The following is an 18,844-nucleotide window of genomic DNA, read 5'->3' as shown; positions in this document are numbered from 1 at the left end:
TGCGAAAAGGCCCGTCTTTGTGACAGGCCTTTTCGAAGCTCTCACAACTCCATGTAGCTGTGTTTTTCGGCGCTGCCGCCCGGGTGGGTGACCGCGCCCTTATAGGTCTCTCCGACGAGCTGCGCGTATTTCCACAGCGCGCCCGAGGCGTAGATGGTCTCACGTGGTCCGGCCCAGGACTCCTTGCGCTTGGCCAGTTCATCATCGGACAGGTCGACAGACAACTCGCCCTTCACCGCATCGATGGTGATCATGTCGCCATCCTTGAGCATGGCGATCGGGCCGCCCTGCGCCGCTTCGGGTCCGACATGGCCCACGCAAAAGCCGCGTGTCGCGCCTGAAAAACGTCCATCCGTGATCAGCGCGACCTTCTTGCCCATGCCTTGGCCGGAAAGTGCTGCCGTGGTGGCCAGCATTTCGCGCATTCCGGGGCCACCTGCCGGGCCTTCGTTTCGGATGACGATAACCTCGCCTTCCTTGTATGCGCGCGCCTTAACGGCAGCAAAGGCGTCCTCTTCGCATTCGAAGACGCGCGCGGGTCCGGTAAAGACCTGATCCTCGGCAGCGATACCAGCGACTTTCACGATCGCGCCCTGCGGGGCCAGATTGCCCTTCAGACCAACGACACCGCCGGTTTTGGTGATCGGCGTTTCGATGGAATGGATGACACGGCCATCGGCCTTGCGGGTGACCTTGTCCAATTCCTCTGCCACGGAATAGCCGCTGGCAGTCACGCAGTCTTCGTGGATGAGGCCCGCCTTGCGCAGTTCGTTCATCACGACAGGAAGTCCGCCGGCCTCGTAGAGATCCTTGGCCACGAATTGCCCGCCCGGCTTGAGATCGACGAAATAAGGCGTGTCGCGGAAGATTTCGCAGACATCGTCCAAGTAGAACTCGATCCCCGCTTCGTGCGCGATGGCCGGCAGGTGCAGGCCGGCGTTGGTAGACCCGCCAGTACATGCCACAACCCGGGCCGCGTTTTCCAGCGATTGCCGGGTCACGATGTCCCGGGCGCGGATGTTCTTTTCGATCAGGTGCATGACCGCCCGTCCGGATGCCTCGCCGTACTGGTCACGCGACTCGTAGGGCGCCGGCATTCCCGAAGAGTTGAACAGCGCCAACCCGATCGCCTCGGAAACACACGCCATGGTGTTCGCTGTGAACTGCCCGCCGCAGGCGCCGGCGCTGGGGCAGGCCACGCGCTCGAGCATGTCGAGCGCGGCATCGGACAGTTGCTGGTTCTGATGGCGGCCAACTGCCTCGAACATGTCCTGAACGGTCAGATCGCGGGTACGAAAATCCTCGGGGATCTCGTCCACCTGCGGTGCCTTGCCCGGAAGGATGGACCCGCCATAGATGAACACGGACGGCACGTTCAGACGTACCATCGCCATCATCATGCCCGGCAGGGATTTGTCACATCCCGCGAGACCCACGATCGCGTCGTAACAGTGGCCGCGCATTGTCAACTCGACAGTGTCGGCAATCGCTTCGCGCGACGCGAGCGAGGAACGCATGCCTTCATGCCCCATGGCGATCCCGTCGGTCACGGTGATGGTTGTGAATTCACGCGGGGTACCCTCGCCCGCCTTGACGCCCAGCTTGACGGCCTGAGCCTGGCGGTTCAGTGCGATGTTGCAGGGTGCTGCTTCGTTCCAGCAGGTCGCGACGCCCACCAGCGGCTGGTGGATCTCGTCCTCGGTCATGCCCATCGCGTAGTAGTACGAACGATGCGGCGCGCGCTCGGGCCCTTCGGTCACGTGACGGCTGGGCAGTTTGGACTTGTCGAACTTGCGCTTGAGCATGGCTGGCCTCCCGGATTAGATCTCTCACAGGCAATAGCCCTGCACCGGGAAGTGAACAAGAGACAAAGCCGCGGCAAGCCTGCCGATCATATCCGCACAGCCCAATTTGCAAGTGTCCTGTGACAAAACGGGTCGTTCGGCTTGTATCGCAAAGGGCGAATGCTTACCGTTCTTGGCCTGCGGACGGCACGCGGGGCACGGGACAGGAACAGGCGATGGAAGCCTCGCTTTTCTCCTTTATCTGGAAGTACTCGAAGAGGCAGCAGTTCGTGCTGCTCTTTCTTACGCTTGCCTCGTTTCCGTTCCTGTATGCCTCGCTCGAACTGCCCAAGCGGATCATCAACGATGCCATCGGTGCCGTGAACCCGACCGTGACGGTATGGGGCATGACGTTTTCGCAGGTGGAATACCTGTTGCTGCTGTGCGCAGCCTTCTTTGCAACCGTCCTGATTGGCGGGCTGATGAAGATGAAGATCAACACGATGAAAGGCGTGTTGTCCGAACGCATGCTGCGCAGGCTGCGTTACTCCCTCATCAGTCGGATGATGCGCTTTCCAAAGCCCTATTTCGCGTCGACCAGCCAAGGCGAGCTGGTATCCATGATCACGTCCGAGGCCGAGCCGATGGGCGGTTTGATGGGTGACGCCATCGCGCAGCCGGTTTTCCAGGCCGGGCAGATGCTGACGATTGTGTTCTTTCTGTTCATGCAAAGCTTCTGGTTCGGTCTGGCCTCGATCGCGCTGATCCCTCTTCAGGCGTGGCTGATCCCGATGCTTCAGCGTCAGATCAACCAGCTGAACAAGACCCGGATCGTCGAGGTAAGGCACCTGAGTTCCGAGATAGGGGAAAGCGCGGCAGGCATAAGCGATCTGCGCGCCAATGGCGGATGGCGCTACAGGCAGGCCCTGTTTACCGACCGGTTGGGGCGGCTGTTCGAAATCCGCTTCAGGATCTACCAGAAGAAATTCTTCATGAAGTTCCTGAACAACCTGATCACTCAATTGACTCCGTTCCTGTTCTACTCGGTTGGCGGATATCTTGTCATTCAGGGTCAGGTTACCGTCGGGGCGCTTGTCGCCGCGCTGGCGGCTTACAAGGACCTGTCCAGCCCGTGGAAAGAGCTCTTGACCTACTACAACCAGGTCCAGGACATGTCGCTGCGCTGGCAGATCGTGACCGAGCGTTTCGCGCCGCGCAACATGATCCCTGAGGACCTGTTCGAAGGTGAACCCTCGGATATTCCACGCCTGAACGGGCCAATCGAGTTGCAGAACGTCACCGTGCGTGACCACGAAGGCAATACGATCCTCGAGGACATCTCACTGACCATCCCGCCCGGTGCACGCGTGGCAATCCAGTCGAACCGGGCAGCCGAGAGGACGGCGCTGGCGGAATTGCTAACCCGTGAGGTTCTGCCCGTGCGGGGCAAAGTGGTCATGTCGGGTCATGACCTAAACAGCCTGCACCAGTCGATCATCGCAGCGCGCATAGGCTACGCCCATTCGCGGCCATATCTTTTTGATGGCACTCTTGGCGACAACCTCCTGATGCCGTTGCGCACGCATCCCCAAAACGACCCCCTCGCCCCCAAGACCCGCAGCGAGCGCATGTCCGAAGCGATCCGCGCAGGCAACAGCCGCGACTCGCTCGATGCAGACTGGATCGATCCGGGTTTGGCCGGGTTGACGGATGGGGACCAGATCCGTGACTGGTGGTTCAAGCTGGTTGAGGCGATGGGTAATGACGAGTTCATGTTCCGCCGAACGCTCAGATCGACCTTTGACCCTGCGATGCACCAAAGACTTGCCCGCGCGATCGTGGACCTTCGACCCAAAGTCGCCGAGCGAATCGAGGCCGCCGGGCTGGACGATGCGGTGTATCGCTTCGATCCCGAAAGCTTCAACCCGGCGGTGCCGCTCGGTGGTAACCTGCTCTACGCCGCCCCGCGGGAGCTTATCTCTCCCGAAACACTCGCCGAAGACACGCGCTTCCTCGGGATGCTGCGCGAACAGGATCTGGACGAAGAGGGCGTCGCCATGGCGCTGGGCGTGATCGAAACGCTTCGACAGACGTTTGGCCGGGAAGATACTGATCATCCCCTCTTTCTTCGCTTGGGGATGGAGGCGGACATGTATCACCGGTTGCTCGACATTGCAGACCGCCACGCAACGAAGGGCGAAGAGGCATTGTCGGACGCCGAATATGCGCTCTTGCTGACCGTACCGTTCCTTTTGACGGCAGAGCAGATCGGCAGCGGCTTCCCTGAGGAGTACAAGGACAAGATCCTCGCTATCCGCCGCACGCGCGCCGAGGCGCTGCGCGAGTCGATGCACGGCGTGTTCGAGGCGGTCGCCCCGGATCGTTACCTTCCGCGCATGACGGTGATGGAAAACGCCCTCTTCGGACGGGTTTCGCTGATGGCGGGCGCCAAGGCTGACGCGATCGAGGATGTCGTGGCCGAAGTACTGATCGAGGCAGGGCTGCGCCAGCGGGTTGCTTCGATCATCTACGATCTGCCCTCGGGACTGGGGGGTACGAACCTGCCGACCGTATTTCAGGAACGCGCGGCCTTTTCTCGTGCGGGCATCAAGCGGCCCGACATCCTTGTGCTGGACCGGGCTTTGGCCAGCCACGACTCCAAAAGCCGGCTTCGAACCCGCGAAAAGCTGAGAGAGTTGCTGCCGAATTCGATCATGATCTTCATGGAAGACAAGTTCGGCCACCCGGAGAACTACGATCTGTTCGTCGAAATACGCGATGGACGGATCGACGGTGTGCAGCGCAGCCTCCTGGAGGTGTCCGAACCCGGTGCCGCCGCTGATCTGGCGCGCAAACAGCGTATCATCGCCGAGACAGAGCTGTTCTCCGGCCTGAACGTCCGCAATCAGCGGCTTCTTGCCTTCTCCGCCCAATGGTACGAGGTCGCGGCCGGTCAGGTCATCTTTTCCCAAGGACAGCCTGCCGATGCAGCCTATCTTTGTCTTGAGGGCCATGCTTTGTTGCGCTGGGCCGAGGATCAGGAAAGCCGTCGTCCCGTTACGCACATAACGCCTGGACGATTGATAGGAGATCTGTCGATCATTACCCGCACGCCTCGCCAGATGGATTTGATCGCCGTCGAGAACAGCCGCTTCCTTCGCATCGGCGCCGAGGAATTCCGTGCGGTGATCGACAATGATCCACATGTCGCGACCCGGCTTCTCGAAGCTGTCGCGCGGCATCTGGTTTCGGCGGCCGAAGCCTTGCGCGAAACAAAAATACGCATGGCCGATCTGGATGACGAGGATAGCACGGGACTGCCGCCCGAGATGATGCACCGCCAATATGAAGGTGCCCATGATGCTTGAGGCCCAGTACGCCGCGCATGAGGAACTGGTCGCCCCTGTGCGCCCGCGCGCGGCACTTTGGAGGCTCTTGCTCGGTGTCCTGGTGGTCGGGGCGGTTGTCTTTACCCTGAACGCCAGCACGCTGATGGTTTGGACGCGCATTGGCGGCGGGGTGCTGCCTGATGACGTAATGACGGGGTCGAGCCCGAGTGCACTTCTGATCCTGTTGGCCAACTTCGCCTTTGTGACGGTGGGCACCGCCATAGCCGCAAGGCTGCTGCAGCAACGCGGTCTTGCTTCGATCCTCGGTCCTTTCAGGCTTTTGTGGCGACAGTTCTGGATGGTTTCGGTTGCGCTTGCCTGCCTTGGAACTGCGCTCCTGTTGCTTCCACCCTATGACATGGGAGAACCACTGGAACCAAACCTGTCTTTCGGGCATTGGCTCGCGCTCCTGCCGCTTTCGCTTTTGGCCGTTCTGATTCAGACCAGTGCCGAAGAGATCCTTTTTCGAGGGTATCTGCAGCAGAGCCTTGCTGCGCGGTTCCGCAGTCCGGTGATCTGGATCGGCCTTCCATCGGCCCTGTTCGCGGTGGGGCACTACTCGACGGAGTTGCCGGGAAACACAGGGTTGATGATAACCGCCTGGGCAGGCCTTTTTGGTCTGCTTGCGGCGGATCTGACTGCGCGAAGCGGTACGCTGGGTCCCGCGATTGCCCTACATTTCTTCAACAACGTAATAGCCTTGCTCTTCGTCGCCCTGCCCGACAGCCTCGATGGTCTGGCCCTGTACAATGCGCCCTATGACATGGACGATACTGGTCTGTTGCAGGCTTGGTTGGTGGTCGACCTCGCGCTGATGGTCGTGGCTTGGCTGGCCGCCCGGCTGGTTCTCAGGCGTTGATTGCAATTCCCGTCGCACCGGCTTATCTGAGCGCGAGACGCTGCGTCAGAGGTTTCGCCAATGAACTGGATCACCAACTACGTCCGGCCGCGGATCAACTCGATCTTCTCGCGCCGGGAAATGCCCGAAAACCTCTGGCATAAATGCGAAGAGTGCGGAACCATGCTGTTCCACCGCGAACTCAGGGATAATCTGAACGTCTGCACCAATTGCGGCCATCATATGGCGATCACGCCACGCGACCGGTTCACGGCCCTCTTTGACGGCGGTATCTTTACCGAGGTGGACGTGCCGACGCCGACGGTCGATCCGCTGCATTTCCGCGACCAGAAACGCTATCCTGATCGGATGAAGGCGGCTCAGAAGCAAACTGGCGAGAAGGAAGCGATGCTTGTCGCCAGCGGAGAGATCGGACGCACTCCGATCGTGGCCGCGGCGCAGGACTTCTCGTTCATGGGCGGATCGATGGGCATGTATGTCGGCAATGCGATTATTGCCGCGGCCGAAGAGGCCGTGAAGCTCAAGCGCCCCCTGATCCTGTTTTCGGCTGCCGGTGGCGCGCGCATGCAGGAAGGCATCCTGAGCCTCATGCAGATGCCCCGCACGACGGTTGCTGTCGAGATGCTGAAAGAGGCGGACCTGCCCTATATCGTGGTGCTTACCCACCCGACGACCGGTGGTGTCACGGCGTCCTATGCGATGCTGGGCGATGTACAGATCGCTGAACCGAATGCCCTGATCTGTTTTGCAGGCCCCCGCGTCATCGAACAAACGATCCGTGAAAAACTGCCCGAAGGTTTCCAGCGCGCCGAATACCTGCTCGATCACGGGATGCTTGACCGCGTGACCTCGCGGCTTGAACTGCGTGACGAGTTGATCACGATCACCCGGATGCTTCTCGATATGCCGCCGGCGATCAAGGGCGACCTGCCCGCGCCCGCGCTGCCCGAAACGGCGCCTCAGGAAGTGCCTGAATCCGATACGAAATCAGCCGAGAAAAAGACTCCCTGACAGGGTATCGTTTGGTGAGGCACAGGAAGTGAGTGACATGACCCACACGTTGATCCAGTTCGACTTCCCATATTCCGGTCCTTGGGGCGATGAGATGGCCGAGGCCATGGTCGGGCTAGCACAGGATATCGCTGGCGAGGACGGGTTGGTCTGGAAAGTCTGGACCGAAAACCGTGACGAAGGCCGGGCCGGGGGCGTCTACGTCTTCACGTCCCGCTCCGCCGCCGAGGCCTATCGCGACAAGCACACGGAACGGCTTGCGGCGTTCGGGATCACCGGCATCAACGCACTGATGTTCGATGTGAACGAAGCCTTGTCCAAAACGACACGCGCTCCGCTCTGATCGGTTTTTCCAAGGTCCACCATGAACCATAACGGACGCTCCGGCTCTGACGCCATTCTCGCCCGAATGATGGCGCTGCATCCCAAAATCATCGATCTCACGCTTGATCGCGTTTGGCGGCTGCTCGATGCTTTGGGCAACCCGCAACGCGATTTGCCTCCGGTGATCCACATTGCAGGCACGAACGGAAAGGGGTCGACGCTGGCCATGATCCGAGCGGGGATCGAGGGGTCGGGACTGACGGCCCACGCCTATACCTCACCCCATCTGGCACGTTTCCATGAACGTATCCGGGTGGCGGGGTCGTTGATTTCGGAACCCGACCTGACCCGCATCCTTGACGAATGCTACGCTGCCAATGGCGGTGAGAGCATTACCTATTTCGAAATCACGACCTGCGCCGCGCTGTTGGCATTCGCCCGGACACCGGCCGATTACACGCTGCTCGAAGTCGGTCTGGGCGGGCGTCTTGATGCAACGAACGTGATCGAACGGCCCGCGCTGACGATCATCACGCCTGTCTCGGTCGATCATCAGCAGTTTCTGGGCGATACACTACCGCAGATCGCCGGCGAAAAGGCGGGGATCATCAAGCGCGGTGTGCCCTGCATCGTTGGTCCGCAAGACGAAGCGGCGTTGGAAGTCATCGAAGCACGCGCCGACCGACTTGGTGCGCCGCTCAAGGTGTATGGCCAACACTGGCATGTCACCACTGAACATGGGCGGCTGGTCTATCAGGACGAAACAGGTCTGTGTGACCTGCCGTTGCCAAACCTGCGGGGTCCGCATCAAATCCAGAACGCAGGCGTTGCGTTGGCTGCATTGCGTCATCTGAACCTGGGTGAAAAAGCATGCGACGCTGCCGTTACGCGCGCCGAATGGCCCGCACGCATGCAGCGCTTGCGCTCGGGTCCTTTGGTTTCGGCGGCGGGTGACGCGGAATTGTGGCTGGATGGTGGACACAATCCGGCAGCCGGCGAAATGCTCGCGCGGGTCTTGGCCGAACTTCCCGACCGCCCGACGCATCTGATCTGCGGGATGCTCAACACGAAAGACGTCACAGGATACTTGCGACCGCTCGCGGCGCAGGCCGTCAGCCTTACGGCTGTTTCCATCCCGGGCGAAAGTGCGACGCTGAGCGCCGGGGAAACCGCTGCCAGCGCTTCTTCGGTTGGGATGGAAGCGGCGACCGCCAACTCGGTTTCCGAAGCTCTCGAAACAATTCTGGCCCGCGATCCACAGGCTCGCGTGCTGATTTGCGGATCCCTTTACCTTGCCGGTCACATCCTACGGGAAAACGCCTGAACAGTTGACCGCACGCTACTGACCCCAGTCTTCGGCCTGCATTTCCCGCAGGCGCGAGGCGGTACGCTCGAACTCGAACGCGCCGGACCCTTCGAGATAGAGGTATTCCGGCTCGGCAGCGGCTGAACAGATCAACCTGACCTTTGCCTCGTAGAGCGCATCGATCAGCGTGACGAAGCGTTTGGCTTCGTTGAAGTTGTTTCGCGACAAGCATGGGATGTCCTCGAGCACGAGTACCTTAACCGCATCGGCCACGGCGAGGTAATCTGCGGGACCAAGCATCCTGCCGCACAGGTCATAGAACGAGGCGCGCGCGATTCCGTTTCGAAAGGCTGGAAGTGTAACGGTGCGACCCTTGACGTGCAGCTTGAGCGGTTCGGCTTCTCCGCCGGTCAGGTCCTGCCAGACCACTTCGATCTGTTGCCGGGCTTCGGGACCGATCGGTGTGAAATACACCTCTTGCCCTTTCAAGCGGTCTTGCCTGTAATCGGTTTCGTTCTCCATCTCCCACACGACCATCCGCTCTTTGATGAGCTGGATGAAGGGCAGGAACAGTTGTCGGTTCAGGCCGTCCTTGTAAAGCTCGTCGGGATGCCGGTTCGATGTCGTCACCACGACGACGCCCGCGTCGAACAGCGCCTCGAAAAGGCGTCCGACGATCATCGCATCGGTAATGTCGGTGATCTGCATCTCGTCGAAGGCCAGCACCTTGACCGTAGCGATGACGCGCGCGACCACGGGCGACAGCGCGTCCTGCACGCCCCGTTCACGCGCCTCGTGCAGCCCTGAGTGGATTTCCTGCATGAAGGCATGGAAATGTACCCGCCTCACTCGTACGTCGCCAAGCGACGAGACGAAAAGATCCATCAGCATCGATTTTCCGCGCCCGACACCCCCCCAGAGATATAGCCCCTTGGGCGGTGGTGGTGCCTTGCGGAACAGACCACGGCGGGGTGGCGCGGCTACGCCTGCGCGAATGCGTTCGAATTCCGGCAAGACGGCTTCCTGTGCGGCATCATGATGCAGCACGCCTTCTGCCACGCGGGACGCATAGAGTTCGCTCACCTCTGTCATGGCGCAGGCTTAACGCGGCGCGAAAGCCTTGGAAAGAAGGACGGGTCAGGCACGCATCAGAATATTTGATGCGAGGCCTCAAAACTCCTGAATTGACGGTGCGGCGAATGGACGTGAAAAGGAGTTTCGAAATTCCGGGAGCCTTTCGTGGATCGCTCAACATCATTTTTCACGCCTGTCCTGATCGTGGGCTGCATCATCATCATGGTCAGCTTCGCGGTCCGCGCTTCCTTTGGCGTCTTCCAGATTCCGGTGGCAGAGGAGTTTGGCTGGCCACGTGCCGAGTTCTCATTGGCCATCGCGATCCAGAACCTCGCTTGGGGGATCGGCCAACCCATTTTCGGCGCGATTGCCGAACGGATTGGCGACCGCAAGGCTATCATCATGGGTGCGTTGACCTATGCGGCGGGGATGGTCCTGACATCCTGGTCGACAACACCGGTAGAGCATCAACTCTACGCCTGGCTCGTAGGCTTCGGCATCGCGGGTACCGGCTTCGGCGTCGTGCTGGCTGTGGTCGGGCGCGCTTCGAGTGACGCCAACCGGTCGATGTCCCTGGCCATCGTGACCGCGGCCGGCAGCCTTGGTCAGGTCGTCGGGGCGCCCGTGGCCGAGTACCTGTTGACGTTCTTGGGCTGGCAACAGGTCTTCCTTGTCTTTGCGGCGGTGATCCTGTCGCTTGTTCTGACCCTTCCGCTGATGCGTGCACCTGCGCCTGCTTCCAAGGCAGAACTCGAAGAAAGCATGGGGCAGATCCTCGGGCGCGCCTTTCGTGACCCGTCCTATGCATTGATCTTTCTTGGGTTTTTCAGCTGCGGTTACCAGTTGGCTTTTGTCACGGCGCATTTCCCCGCCTTCGTGACCGAAATGTGTGGGCCGATCATGCCGGGCGGAGTGCTGCATTCGATGGGCGTAACCACGACCTCTGCTCTCGGCGCGGTGTCGATCGCATTGATTGGAATGGCCAACATCGTGGGTACCCTGCTGGCCGGTTGGGCCGGAAATCACTTTCCCAAGAAATACCTGCTGACAGGAATCTATACCGCGCGGACCGTTGCTGCGGCCGTCTTCATCCTCATGCCCATCACGCCCCTGTCCGTCATCGTGTTCTCGATTGTAATGGGCTCATTGTGGCTGGCGACCGTGCCGCTGACCTCCGGTCTCGTGGCGCATCTTTACGGTCTGCGTTACATGGGCACGCTCTACGGCATCGTGTTTCTCAGCCACCAGATCGGCGGATTTCTCGGCGTCTGGTTGGGTGGACGCATGTACGACCTCTATGGCGACTACACGATGGTCTGGTGGATCGGCGTTGGCGTGGGCGCGTTCAGTGCCATCGTGCACCTGCCCATCCGCGAGAAGCCCCGCCTGGCTGCAGTGGCTCAGCCGGCCTGAGCCTCGCGCCAGCGGTCAAGGATGTAACGGCTTGTCATCAGGTCCAGATGGGCACCGCCACCGTTCTTGAATAGCGTTATTGCGTCCGGGTCTGGCTGGAAACGCTCCAGCGAATAGAAATCCGCCAGCAAATCGTCGCGCGTGATCGTGCCTTCGGACAGCGGGATCTCGATCTCGCCGATATGGCCAATTGTGGTGTCGAAACTGTCGACAAAGATACGGCTTCGGCGCAGGGCTTCGTCATCGGCCTCGCGCATGTCGGGACGGTAGGCACCGATCAGGTTCACATGTTGACCGGCGCGCAGCCATTCGCCGCGGATCACGGGCTCGGTCGACATGGTTGCGGTCACGATGATATCCGCGCGCGCAACACCCTCCGCAAGATCCGCTGCGACATCGACGCCATCAAGGCTTTTGGCCAGCTCGTCCGCCTTGGATAGCGTCCGGTTCCACAGCCTGATCCTGGCGTTGGGGAAGCCCGCACCGAATGCCTCCACCAGAGAGCGGCCAACCGTTCCCGCGCCAACGATCAGGATTTCGCGGCTGTCGGGATCGGCCAGGCGCAGCGCACCCAACAGGCTGTCCCCGGCTGTTTTCCACTTCGTCACGAGGTGGAAATCGATCAGGGCGGACAGGGTGCCATCGGTGTCGTCGTAAAGGCTGACCCCTCCATTGACCATCGGATTGCCAGACTTGGGATTGCCGGGAAATACGGTGGCGGTCTTGACTGCCATGCCGAGCCCGTCGATCCACGCGGCGCGGGACAACAGCGTATCGGGGTCTCGATACAAAAACGTGTCGCCGATCTCGGCCTTGGCAAGGTTATGTCCTGATACGAGTGCATTGGTCAGGCCGATCCAGTTGATCTGTGCTTCGCCGTCCTCGAACGAGATAAATGGAATCGTCATGCCGCCTCGCTTTCCTTCAACAACCCTTCGGTCACCAATCTGTGTGCCAGGCCATCGGGACCGTCGAAATGGTGTGTCTGCCAGCCGCGCGCCTGCGCCGCGGCAATGTTGTCCTGCCGGTCGTCCGTGAACAGAAGAGACTCCGCTGCGATCCCGCAATCGGCCTCGACCCGTTCATAGATCTCGGCGCGGGGTTTTACTGTCTTCATCCGCCCCGAAACGTAGAGCCGGTCGAACTCGTTCAAAAAGGGGTAGATCGTGCAGGCATAGTCGAAATTCTGCACTCCAAAGTTCGTCAGCGCAAAGACCGGCACACATTGTGCCCGCAAGGCGCGCATCAGGCGCACCGAATGCGGAATGGCGGGCGATGCGAGTGAGATCCAGTCGTCATGCCACATACGGATCTCGTCGCGCCACTCGGGGTATTTCTCGGCCCAGGCATATATCGTGTCGGTGAAGTTTTGGCCCTGGTCGACAAGATCGTTCATGCCGTGCAGGTCGACCGCGGCGAACATTCTCTTGCGGCGTTCGGGGCCGATCACCCGATCGTAATGGCGTTCGGGTTGCCATTCTATCAGAACGTTACCGATATCGAAAATCACCGCCTCGACATTCATGTCGCTCTCCTGTCCCGCCTGCTGGCACAGAACCAAGCCGCGCGCTCAAGCGCAACCCCCGCCTGCCCGTCGCAACCGCGCCGCGCAACAGCGCGGCGCCCGGCCCAACCGAAAGGGCGCATCTTGCATGCGCCTCTTTCGGGCGGGAGCCCTACCGCACCGCCTTGCGCAGCATCCGTTCCAGTGTGTCGAGAAAGCGGGCCCGATCCGCCTTCGAAAACATCTTGCCTCCGCCGCCCGTGCCCAGCGGATTGGCGGCACGCAGATCTGCCATCAGATCGCGCATGGCCAGTTGCTGCCCGATATTGGCCCCGGTAATCGGTTCGCCATTGTGCCTAAGGACCTGTGCCCCGGCCTCGATGCAGCGCGCGGCAAGCGGGATGTCCGAGGTCACGACAACATCGCCGGCGCCACAACGTTCGGCGATCCACATATCGGCGGCGTCAGGCCCCTCGGGCACGACTACAACTTCGACAAGAGGATTGCGCGATGGGCGCAATCCTCCGTTCGAGACCAGTTTCATGGCCACCTTGTGCCGTGTAGCCACGCGCTCGGCCTCGTCTTTGACCGGGCACGCGTCGGCATCGACGAACAGGGTCACGCGTAAAGGTGCTCCGCGTGAAAGGCCACGTGATCCTCCATGAAGCTCGATACGAAGAAATAGGAATGGTCATACCCGGGCTGCATCCGAAGCACCGCCTGCTGCCTCCGCGCCGCTACGGCCTGTGCCAGGGCTTCGGGGCGCAGCAGGTCGATGAATTGGTCCTTGGTGCCCGTATCGATCAGCACGGGGCCATCGAACCCTACCTCCTTCATCAACACGGTCGCATCGTATTTCAGCCAGTCCGGGCTTTCGTCGCCCAGGTAGGCTTGAAACTGTTTGCGGCCCCAATCCGACGCGGTCGGGTTCGAAATCGGCGCAAAGGCCGAGACTGAGCGGAACCGCGCTGGCAGGTTCATCCCCATCACCAGGGCACCGTGGCCGCCCATGGAATGGCCGGTGATAGCCTGGCGATCCGAATCCAGCTCGAAATTCTCGAACACAAGTGCGGGCAGTTCTTCGGCCACGTAGTCCCACATCCGGAAATGCTTGGCCCAAGGGTCTTGCGTGGCATTTACGTAGAACCCTGCGCCCTGTCCCAGGTCATAGTCGTCGTCATCCGCGACGCCCTCGCCCCTGGGCGACGTGTCGGGAAAGATCAGCGCAATGCCCTGCTCGGCAGCCCAGGCCTGGGCGCCTGCCTTTGTCATCGCGTTTTCGTGCGTGCATGTCAGGCCCGACAGGTACCACAGCACGGGCACCGGTCCGTCACGCGCCTCCTCCGGCAGGAACAGGCCAAAGGTCATGTCGCAGCGACAGGATGTGGAGTTGTGTCGGTAGACACCTTGTATCCCGCCAAAGCAGGCGTTTTCGGACAGCGTTTCCATTACAATGCGCTCCTCGAGCAATGATTTGCACCATGGCTATCGGGCGCGCGGCGCTGCGTAAAGCCTCAGGGTGTCCCGACCCAGGCAATGACCAGCGGAACCGTCAGGATGCTGACGGCGGTCGACAGAAGGATTGCCGCCGAGGCCCGGTGCGGCGCGACACCGTAATGGGCGGCCAGCATGTAGACATTGCCCGCCACCGGAAGGGCCGATGCCGCGATGATGACCGAGGCCGAGAACGTGTCCACTGGAAACAGGACCAGCACTCCCACCGCCACGAACAGCGGATGCAGGACCAGCTTGCAGAAACTCAGCCATGCAGCAATCTGCACGCGCTCCGCCGAACGGCCCGCCAACGAGGCGCCGATTGCGAAAAGGGCGCCGGGCGTGGCGGCACCGCCGAGAATGGTCAGGAAGTCATTCATCGGGCGCGGGATCGGCAGGCTGAACGCCGACCACATGAGCCCTGCCGTGATCGACGCGATCATGGGGTTCTTGAGCAGGCCAAGCCCGATCAGACGCAAGGTGTTGAGCGTCAATCGCCCGTCGCGCCCACCGTTGATCAGGATCACGATCAGTGAAGAGAAAACCACGAGATCGACCGTCAATCCCAGCATGACGGGCCCGATCGCAGCCTCTCCGAACAACGTGGCCAGCATCGGCAGACCAAGAAAGCCGACATTGCCGATTGCCGCGCATTGCGCTTCGACAGAGGCGGTCGGAACGTCAAGGCCGCGAAGAAATGCCACGAGTGTCGCGATGCCATAGACGGCGGCCGTTCCCCACAGATAGGCGACCACTAGCCGGCCGTTGAAAATCTCTTCGAAAGAAAGCGTCGCCGAAAACCGGAACAGCATCGCCGAGAGCGCAAAGAAAAAGACGAATTTCGTCAGGTAGGCGGTCGCTTCCTCGGTAAAGAACCGGGTGCGACCGGCCCAGAACCCCAGGCCGATGATCGCGAAGAACGGAAGCGTGCGCAGGAAGATCTCGACCATGAGCCATCTGGTAACATGAAATTACCAGAGCGCAAGCGCGCCCCTATCCGCTGCCGATCAGAACCCCGGCCGCCAGCACCAGCGCGCCGCCCAGAACGACCTGAAACGCTGCTCTGAAGAACGGCGTTTCCATGTACTTGTTCTGGATCCATGCAATGGCCCAAAGCTCGAAGAACACGATGAAAATCGCGATGCTCGTTGCAGTCCAGAACTCGGGGATGAGGTAGGGCAGGGCATGTCCCAGACCGCCCAGCGTTGTCATCACGCCAGACGCCAGCCCCCGCTTGATCGGTGAACCGCGTCCGGACAGTTCCCCGTCATCCGATGCGGCCTCGGTAAAGCCCATCGAGATGCCCGCCCCTACCGACGCAGCCACTCCGACAAGGAACGTTGTCCAGGTGTCCTGTGTTGCAAACGCCGTTGCAAAGATCGGCGCGAGGGTTGAAACAGAGCCATCCATCAAGCCGGCCAGCCCCGGTTGCACCCATGTCAGGATGAACTGGCGGTGAGAGGTCGCTTCTTCCTCTGCCTTGGCATCCTGCGGCAAGTGCTCCTCTTCCAGTGAAGCGGCCGTGGCCTGATGCCCGGCCTCAGCGGCGGCCAGATCGCCCAACAGCTTTCGGGTTGCGCTATCGCTGGTCCGTTGCGCGGCGGCCAAATAGAACCGCTCGGCATCGGCTTCCATTACCTCGGCTTCTTCGCGAATCCGTTCAATGCCAAGGTTTTCGACCAGCCAAACGGGGCGGCGGGTGTAAAAGCCTGCGACATGCTCTCGCCGTATCAGCGGTATTACCGGTCCAAAGCGCTGTTCGTGGGCGGCTATCAGGCGGGCGCGATGCGTGTCTTCTTCCTGCGCCATGCCATCGAACAGCTTTGCCGTTCCGGGAAATTCGGACCGAAGCATCTCGGCATAGCTGCGGTAAATTCGTGCGTCATCTTCTTCCGAGGATATCGCGAGGGCCAGGATTTCCTGTTCGGACAGATCCTTGAACCGTTTACGCTGAGGCAGAAATCGCATGGAACCTCGCATTTACTGGGGCTGTTGCTTTGGCATGGGGCGGCGTCCTGCAGAGCGTCCCGAGAATCGTTGAAACTGAACTGACCGGTTTATACATTTGTCGAACCGAATACTCCAAGGAGCCCCAATGACCGAAGCCGCGACCATTCTGCGCACCGGCCGCAAGTTCGACCAGGTACTCAGAGGCGCGCGCGACGTGTTCATGGCCGACGGTTTCGAGGGCGCCAGCGTCGATGATATCGCACGGGCGGCGGGTGTGTCCAAGGCAACGCTTTACAGCTATTTCCCCGACAAGCGGCTCTTGTTCATGGAAGTAGCGCAGACAGAGTGCTGCCTGATGGCCGACCGTATCAGCTCCATGATCGACGAAACGCGACCAGCTCGGGACGTGCTGCACTTCACGGCTTCGAATGTTATCGCTTTTCTGGTGTCCGATTTCGCGCAGCAGGTGTTCCGGATCTGCGTCGCCGAAAAGGAGCGATTCCCGGAACTCGCCCGAGCCTTCTACGAGGCTGGTCCGGAAAACGGCAAGTTGCGGATCAGCGAGTATCTCGAAAAGGCCGTCGCGCAGGGCGAATTGGAAATCGACGACATCCCTATGGCGGCCGAGCAGTTTTCGGAACTCTGCAAGACGCGCCTGTGGAACCGAGCGGTTTTCGGGGTGCAGAGCGTTTTTTCCAACGAGGAAATCGACGAAGTCGCAGGCCACGTGACCGAGATGTTCATGGCGCGATACGGCTCGAAAACCTGAACCGCGTCAATCGAGCCGCCGAACCTGCAGTTGTTCTTCGTTGGTACGCCGCGTCTCGAAGATCTTGAGCGCGCCTACCAGATCGGACAGCTTTCTTTTACCATAGCTTCGGGTGTCGAAATCCGGGTTCGCCGCCTGAATCCGTTGACCGAGCGCGCCGAGATCGAACCACTCTTCATCCTGATCCATCGAATCCATCGCCTTGAGGATCAAAACGCGGGCTTCTGCCAGCTTGTCCTTCGGCAGGTCGCGCGGACGCGGCGCCTTGCCGGTCCCGGATTTTTCTTCCCCGCCATCCTCTTGCGAGATGTTCTCCAGAAAGATGAACCTGCGGCAGGCTTGGCGAAAGGCATCGGGCGTTTTCATCTGCCCGATGCCGTAAACGTCCAAACCCTGTTCGCGGATGCGGCTTGCTAGTCGGGTGAAATCGCTGTCCGAACTGACCAGCACGAACCCGTCGAACCGGTTCGTATGCATGAGGTCCATGGCATCAATAACCAGCGCGATGTCGCTTGCGTTCTTTCCCACGGTATTCGCGGGCGCATGATGGGGTACGAGGCCGAATTCGGCCTGTACCCTGTTCCAGCCGCTCATCTGCTGGCTGGAAAAATCACCATAGCACCGCCGAACCGACGCTTCGCCCAAGGTCGCGATTTCCTCGAAAATCGCTTTGCAGAACTTGGGCGAAGTGTTGTCGGCGTCGATCAGAACAGCAAGTAGCGGAACGTCTTGGGCCACTCAGTACACCACGACGGATCGGATCGATTCACCCCTGTGCATCAGGTCAAAGCCGGTGTTGATCTCGTCGAGCGACAGGGTGTGCGTGATCATCGGATCAATCTCGATCTTTCCGTCCATGTACCAGTCGACGATCTTGGGAACATCCGTCCGGCCCCGCGCGCCGCCAAAGGCCGTACCGCGCCAGACGCGGCCGGTGACCAGCTGGAACGGCCGGGTCGAGATTTCCGCACCCGCCGGTGCCACGCCGATGATGACGCTTTCGCCCCATCCCTTGTGCGCCGATTCCAACGCCGCACGCATGACGTTCACGTTTCCGGTGGCATCGAACGTGTAGTCCGCGCCGCCTCCGGTCAACTCCACGAGATGGGCTACCAGGTCACCCTGCACATCGTTCGGATTGACGAAATCCGTCATGCCGAAACGACGCGCCATCTGTGACTTGGAATCGTTGAGATCCACGCCAACGATCTGGTCAGCACCCGCCAGGCGCAATCCTTGGATGACATTGAGACCGATGCCACCAAGGCCAAAGACAATTGCGCGGCTGCCGATCTCGACCTTGGCCGTGTTGATCACAGCACCGATGCCGGTCGTCACGCCGCAGCCGATATAGCATATCTTGTCGAAGGGCGCGTCTGGGTTGACCTTGGCCAGGGCGATCTCGGGTAGGACGGTGTGGTTCGCAAAGGTCGAGCACCCCATGTAATGAAGGATCGGCGTCCCATCGAGCATCGAGAACCGGGTGGTCCCGTCGGGCATCAGCCCTTGGCCCTGCGTGGTACGGATCGCTTGGCACAGGTTGGTCTTGGGGTTCAGGCAGTATTCGCATTGGCGGCACTCGGGCGTGTAAAGCGGGATCACGTGATCACCCGGTTTCAGGCTGGTGACACCTTCGCCCACTTCCAGCACGACACCTGCACCCTCGTGTCCGAGAATAGCCGGGAACAGGCCCTCGGGATCGGCACCAGACAGGGTGAATTCATCCGTATGGCAAATGCCGGTTGCCTTGATTTCGACAAGGACCTCGCCCGCCTTGGGGCCTTCGAGGTTGACGTCCATGATTTCAAGCGGTTTGCCGGCTTCGATGGCAACTGCGGCTCGTGTGCGCATAACTGTCTTCCCTCTTGGATTTTAGTCACCTTGCCGGACCCTGCGGCAAAGGCGGGGTGTTTTCAACTGTTCAATCATGTCAGGCTGGGGCGGCTACGAACAGACCAGAACCGACA

17 protein-coding genes are annotated in these 18,844 nt (G+C 60.6%); 7 read left to right on the top strand and 10 right to left on the bottom strand.

Annotated features, from left to right (window positions below; translation table 11 throughout):
* Positions 1-41: 41 nt before the first annotated feature.
* Positions 42-1,805, bottom strand: a complete 1,764-nt coding sequence (gene ilvD, locus ACFORG_RS05905; protein WP_386734461.1) for a dihydroxy-acid dehydratase — start codon at positions 1,803-1,805, stop codon at positions 42-44.
* Positions 1,806-2,020: 215 nt separating this feature from the next.
* Between ilvD and ACFORG_RS05900 the strand changes: the two genes are divergently transcribed.
* The 5 genes from ACFORG_RS05900 to ACFORG_RS05880 are packed head-to-tail and all read left to right on the top strand — an operon-like array spanning position 2,021 to position 8,691.
* Positions 2,021-5,152, top strand: a complete 3,132-nt coding sequence (locus ACFORG_RS05900) for an ABC transporter transmembrane domain-containing protein (RefSeq protein WP_386734460.1) — start codon at positions 2,021-2,023, stop codon at positions 5,150-5,152.
* Positions 5,145-6,032, top strand: coding sequence for a CPBP family intramembrane glutamic endopeptidase (locus ACFORG_RS05895; RefSeq protein ID WP_386734459.1), 888 nt, complete (start codon positions 5,145-5,147; stop codon positions 6,030-6,032). The genes ACFORG_RS05900 and ACFORG_RS05895 overlap by 8 nt, the downstream gene beginning before the upstream one ends.
* Positions 6,033-6,092: 60 nt before the next feature.
* Positions 6,093-7,043 (top strand): acetyl-CoA carboxylase, carboxyltransferase subunit beta, encoded by a 951-nt coding sequence (gene accD, locus ACFORG_RS05890; RefSeq protein WP_386734458.1) that lies wholly within the window; start codon positions 6,093-6,095, stop codon positions 7,041-7,043.
* Positions 7,044-7,080: 37 nt separating this feature from the next.
* Positions 7,081-7,386: a monooxygenase gene (locus ACFORG_RS05885; RefSeq protein WP_386734457.1), complete on the top strand. Its 306-nt coding sequence runs from the start codon at positions 7,081-7,083 to the stop codon at positions 7,384-7,386.
* 21 nt (positions 7,387-7,407) lie between these two features.
* Positions 7,408-8,691 (top strand): bifunctional folylpolyglutamate synthase/dihydrofolate synthase, encoded by a 1,284-nt coding sequence (locus tag ACFORG_RS05880; protein WP_386734456.1) that lies wholly within the window; start codon positions 7,408-7,410, stop codon positions 8,689-8,691.
* Between the two features lie 15 nt (positions 8,692-8,706).
* Here the strand turns inward: ACFORG_RS05880 and zapE are convergent, their stop codons facing one another.
* Positions 8,707-9,765 (bottom strand): cell division protein ZapE, encoded by a 1,059-nt coding sequence (gene zapE, locus ACFORG_RS05875; protein WP_386734455.1) that lies wholly within the window; start codon positions 9,763-9,765, stop codon positions 8,707-8,709.
* A gap of 147 nt (positions 9,766-9,912) precedes the next feature.
* Here zapE and ACFORG_RS05870 point away from each other — a divergent pair, with 147 nt between their 5' ends.
* Positions 9,913-11,160, top strand: a complete 1,248-nt coding sequence (locus tag ACFORG_RS05870) for an MFS transporter (protein WP_386734454.1) — start codon at positions 9,913-9,915, stop codon at positions 11,158-11,160.
* On the opposite strand, the gene ACFORG_RS05865 is transcribed toward ACFORG_RS05870, so the two are convergent.
* The 6 genes from ACFORG_RS05865 to mbfA form a co-directional block, all read right to left on the bottom strand.
* Entirely contained in the window at positions 11,148-12,068 is a 921-nt protein-coding gene (locus ACFORG_RS05865) for an ornithine cyclodeaminase family protein (RefSeq protein WP_386734453.1), read from the bottom strand. The genes ACFORG_RS05870 and ACFORG_RS05865 overlap by 13 nt on opposite strands.
* Positions 12,065-12,685 carry an HAD family hydrolase gene (locus ACFORG_RS05860; protein WP_386734452.1) on the bottom strand — a complete coding sequence of 207 codons (621 nt, stop codon included), beginning with the start codon at positions 12,683-12,685 and terminating at the stop codon, positions 12,065-12,067. Before ACFORG_RS05860 ends, ACFORG_RS05865 begins: the two co-directional genes overlap by 4 nt.
* A gap of 151 nt (positions 12,686-12,836) precedes the next feature.
* On the bottom strand, positions 12,837-13,286 hold the full coding sequence (locus ACFORG_RS05855) for a YaiI/YqxD family protein (protein WP_386734451.1): 450 nt from the start codon (positions 13,284-13,286) through the stop codon (positions 12,837-12,839).
* Positions 13,283-14,113 carry an S-formylglutathione hydrolase gene (fghA, locus tag ACFORG_RS05850; RefSeq protein ID WP_386734449.1) on the bottom strand — a complete coding sequence of 277 codons (831 nt, stop codon included), beginning with the start codon at positions 14,111-14,113 and terminating at the stop codon, positions 13,283-13,285. The genes ACFORG_RS05855 and fghA overlap by 4 nt, the downstream gene beginning before the upstream one ends.
* Positions 14,114-14,178: 65 nt before the next feature.
* Complete coding sequence (locus ACFORG_RS05845) at positions 14,179-15,108, bottom strand: AEC family transporter (protein ID WP_386734448.1); 930 nt, start codon at positions 15,106-15,108, stop codon at positions 14,179-14,181.
* A gap of 43 nt (positions 15,109-15,151) precedes the next feature.
* Positions 15,152-16,126 (bottom strand): iron exporter MbfA, encoded by a 975-nt coding sequence (gene mbfA, locus ACFORG_RS05840; protein ID WP_386734447.1) that lies wholly within the window; start codon positions 16,124-16,126, stop codon positions 15,152-15,154.
* A 127-nt stretch (positions 16,127-16,253) separates the two neighbouring features.
* Between mbfA and ACFORG_RS05835 the strand changes: the two genes are divergently transcribed.
* Complete coding sequence (locus ACFORG_RS05835; protein WP_386734446.1) at positions 16,254-16,877, top strand: TetR/AcrR family transcriptional regulator; 624 nt, start codon at positions 16,254-16,256, stop codon at positions 16,875-16,877.
* Between the two features lie 6 nt (positions 16,878-16,883).
* On the opposite strand, the gene ACFORG_RS05830 is transcribed toward ACFORG_RS05835, so the two are convergent.
* Positions 16,884-17,615 (bottom strand): NYN domain-containing protein, encoded by a 732-nt coding sequence (locus ACFORG_RS05830; protein WP_386734445.1) that lies wholly within the window; start codon positions 17,613-17,615, stop codon positions 16,884-16,886.
* Positions 17,616-18,728, bottom strand: a complete 1,113-nt coding sequence (locus ACFORG_RS05825; RefSeq protein ID WP_386734444.1) for an S-(hydroxymethyl)glutathione dehydrogenase/class III alcohol dehydrogenase — start codon at positions 18,726-18,728, stop codon at positions 17,616-17,618. It lies immediately after the preceding gene.
* Positions 18,729-18,844: the final 116 nt, after the last annotated feature.

This window comes from Lutimaribacter marinistellae (assembly GCF_042648365.1).
Classification (GTDB): domain Bacteria; phylum Pseudomonadota; class Alphaproteobacteria; order Rhodobacterales; family Rhodobacteraceae; genus Lutimaribacter_A; species Lutimaribacter_A marinistellae.
The sequence above is the reverse complement of the archived record's forward strand: the minus strand, read 5'-3'. Positions and strand labels throughout refer to the sequence as shown.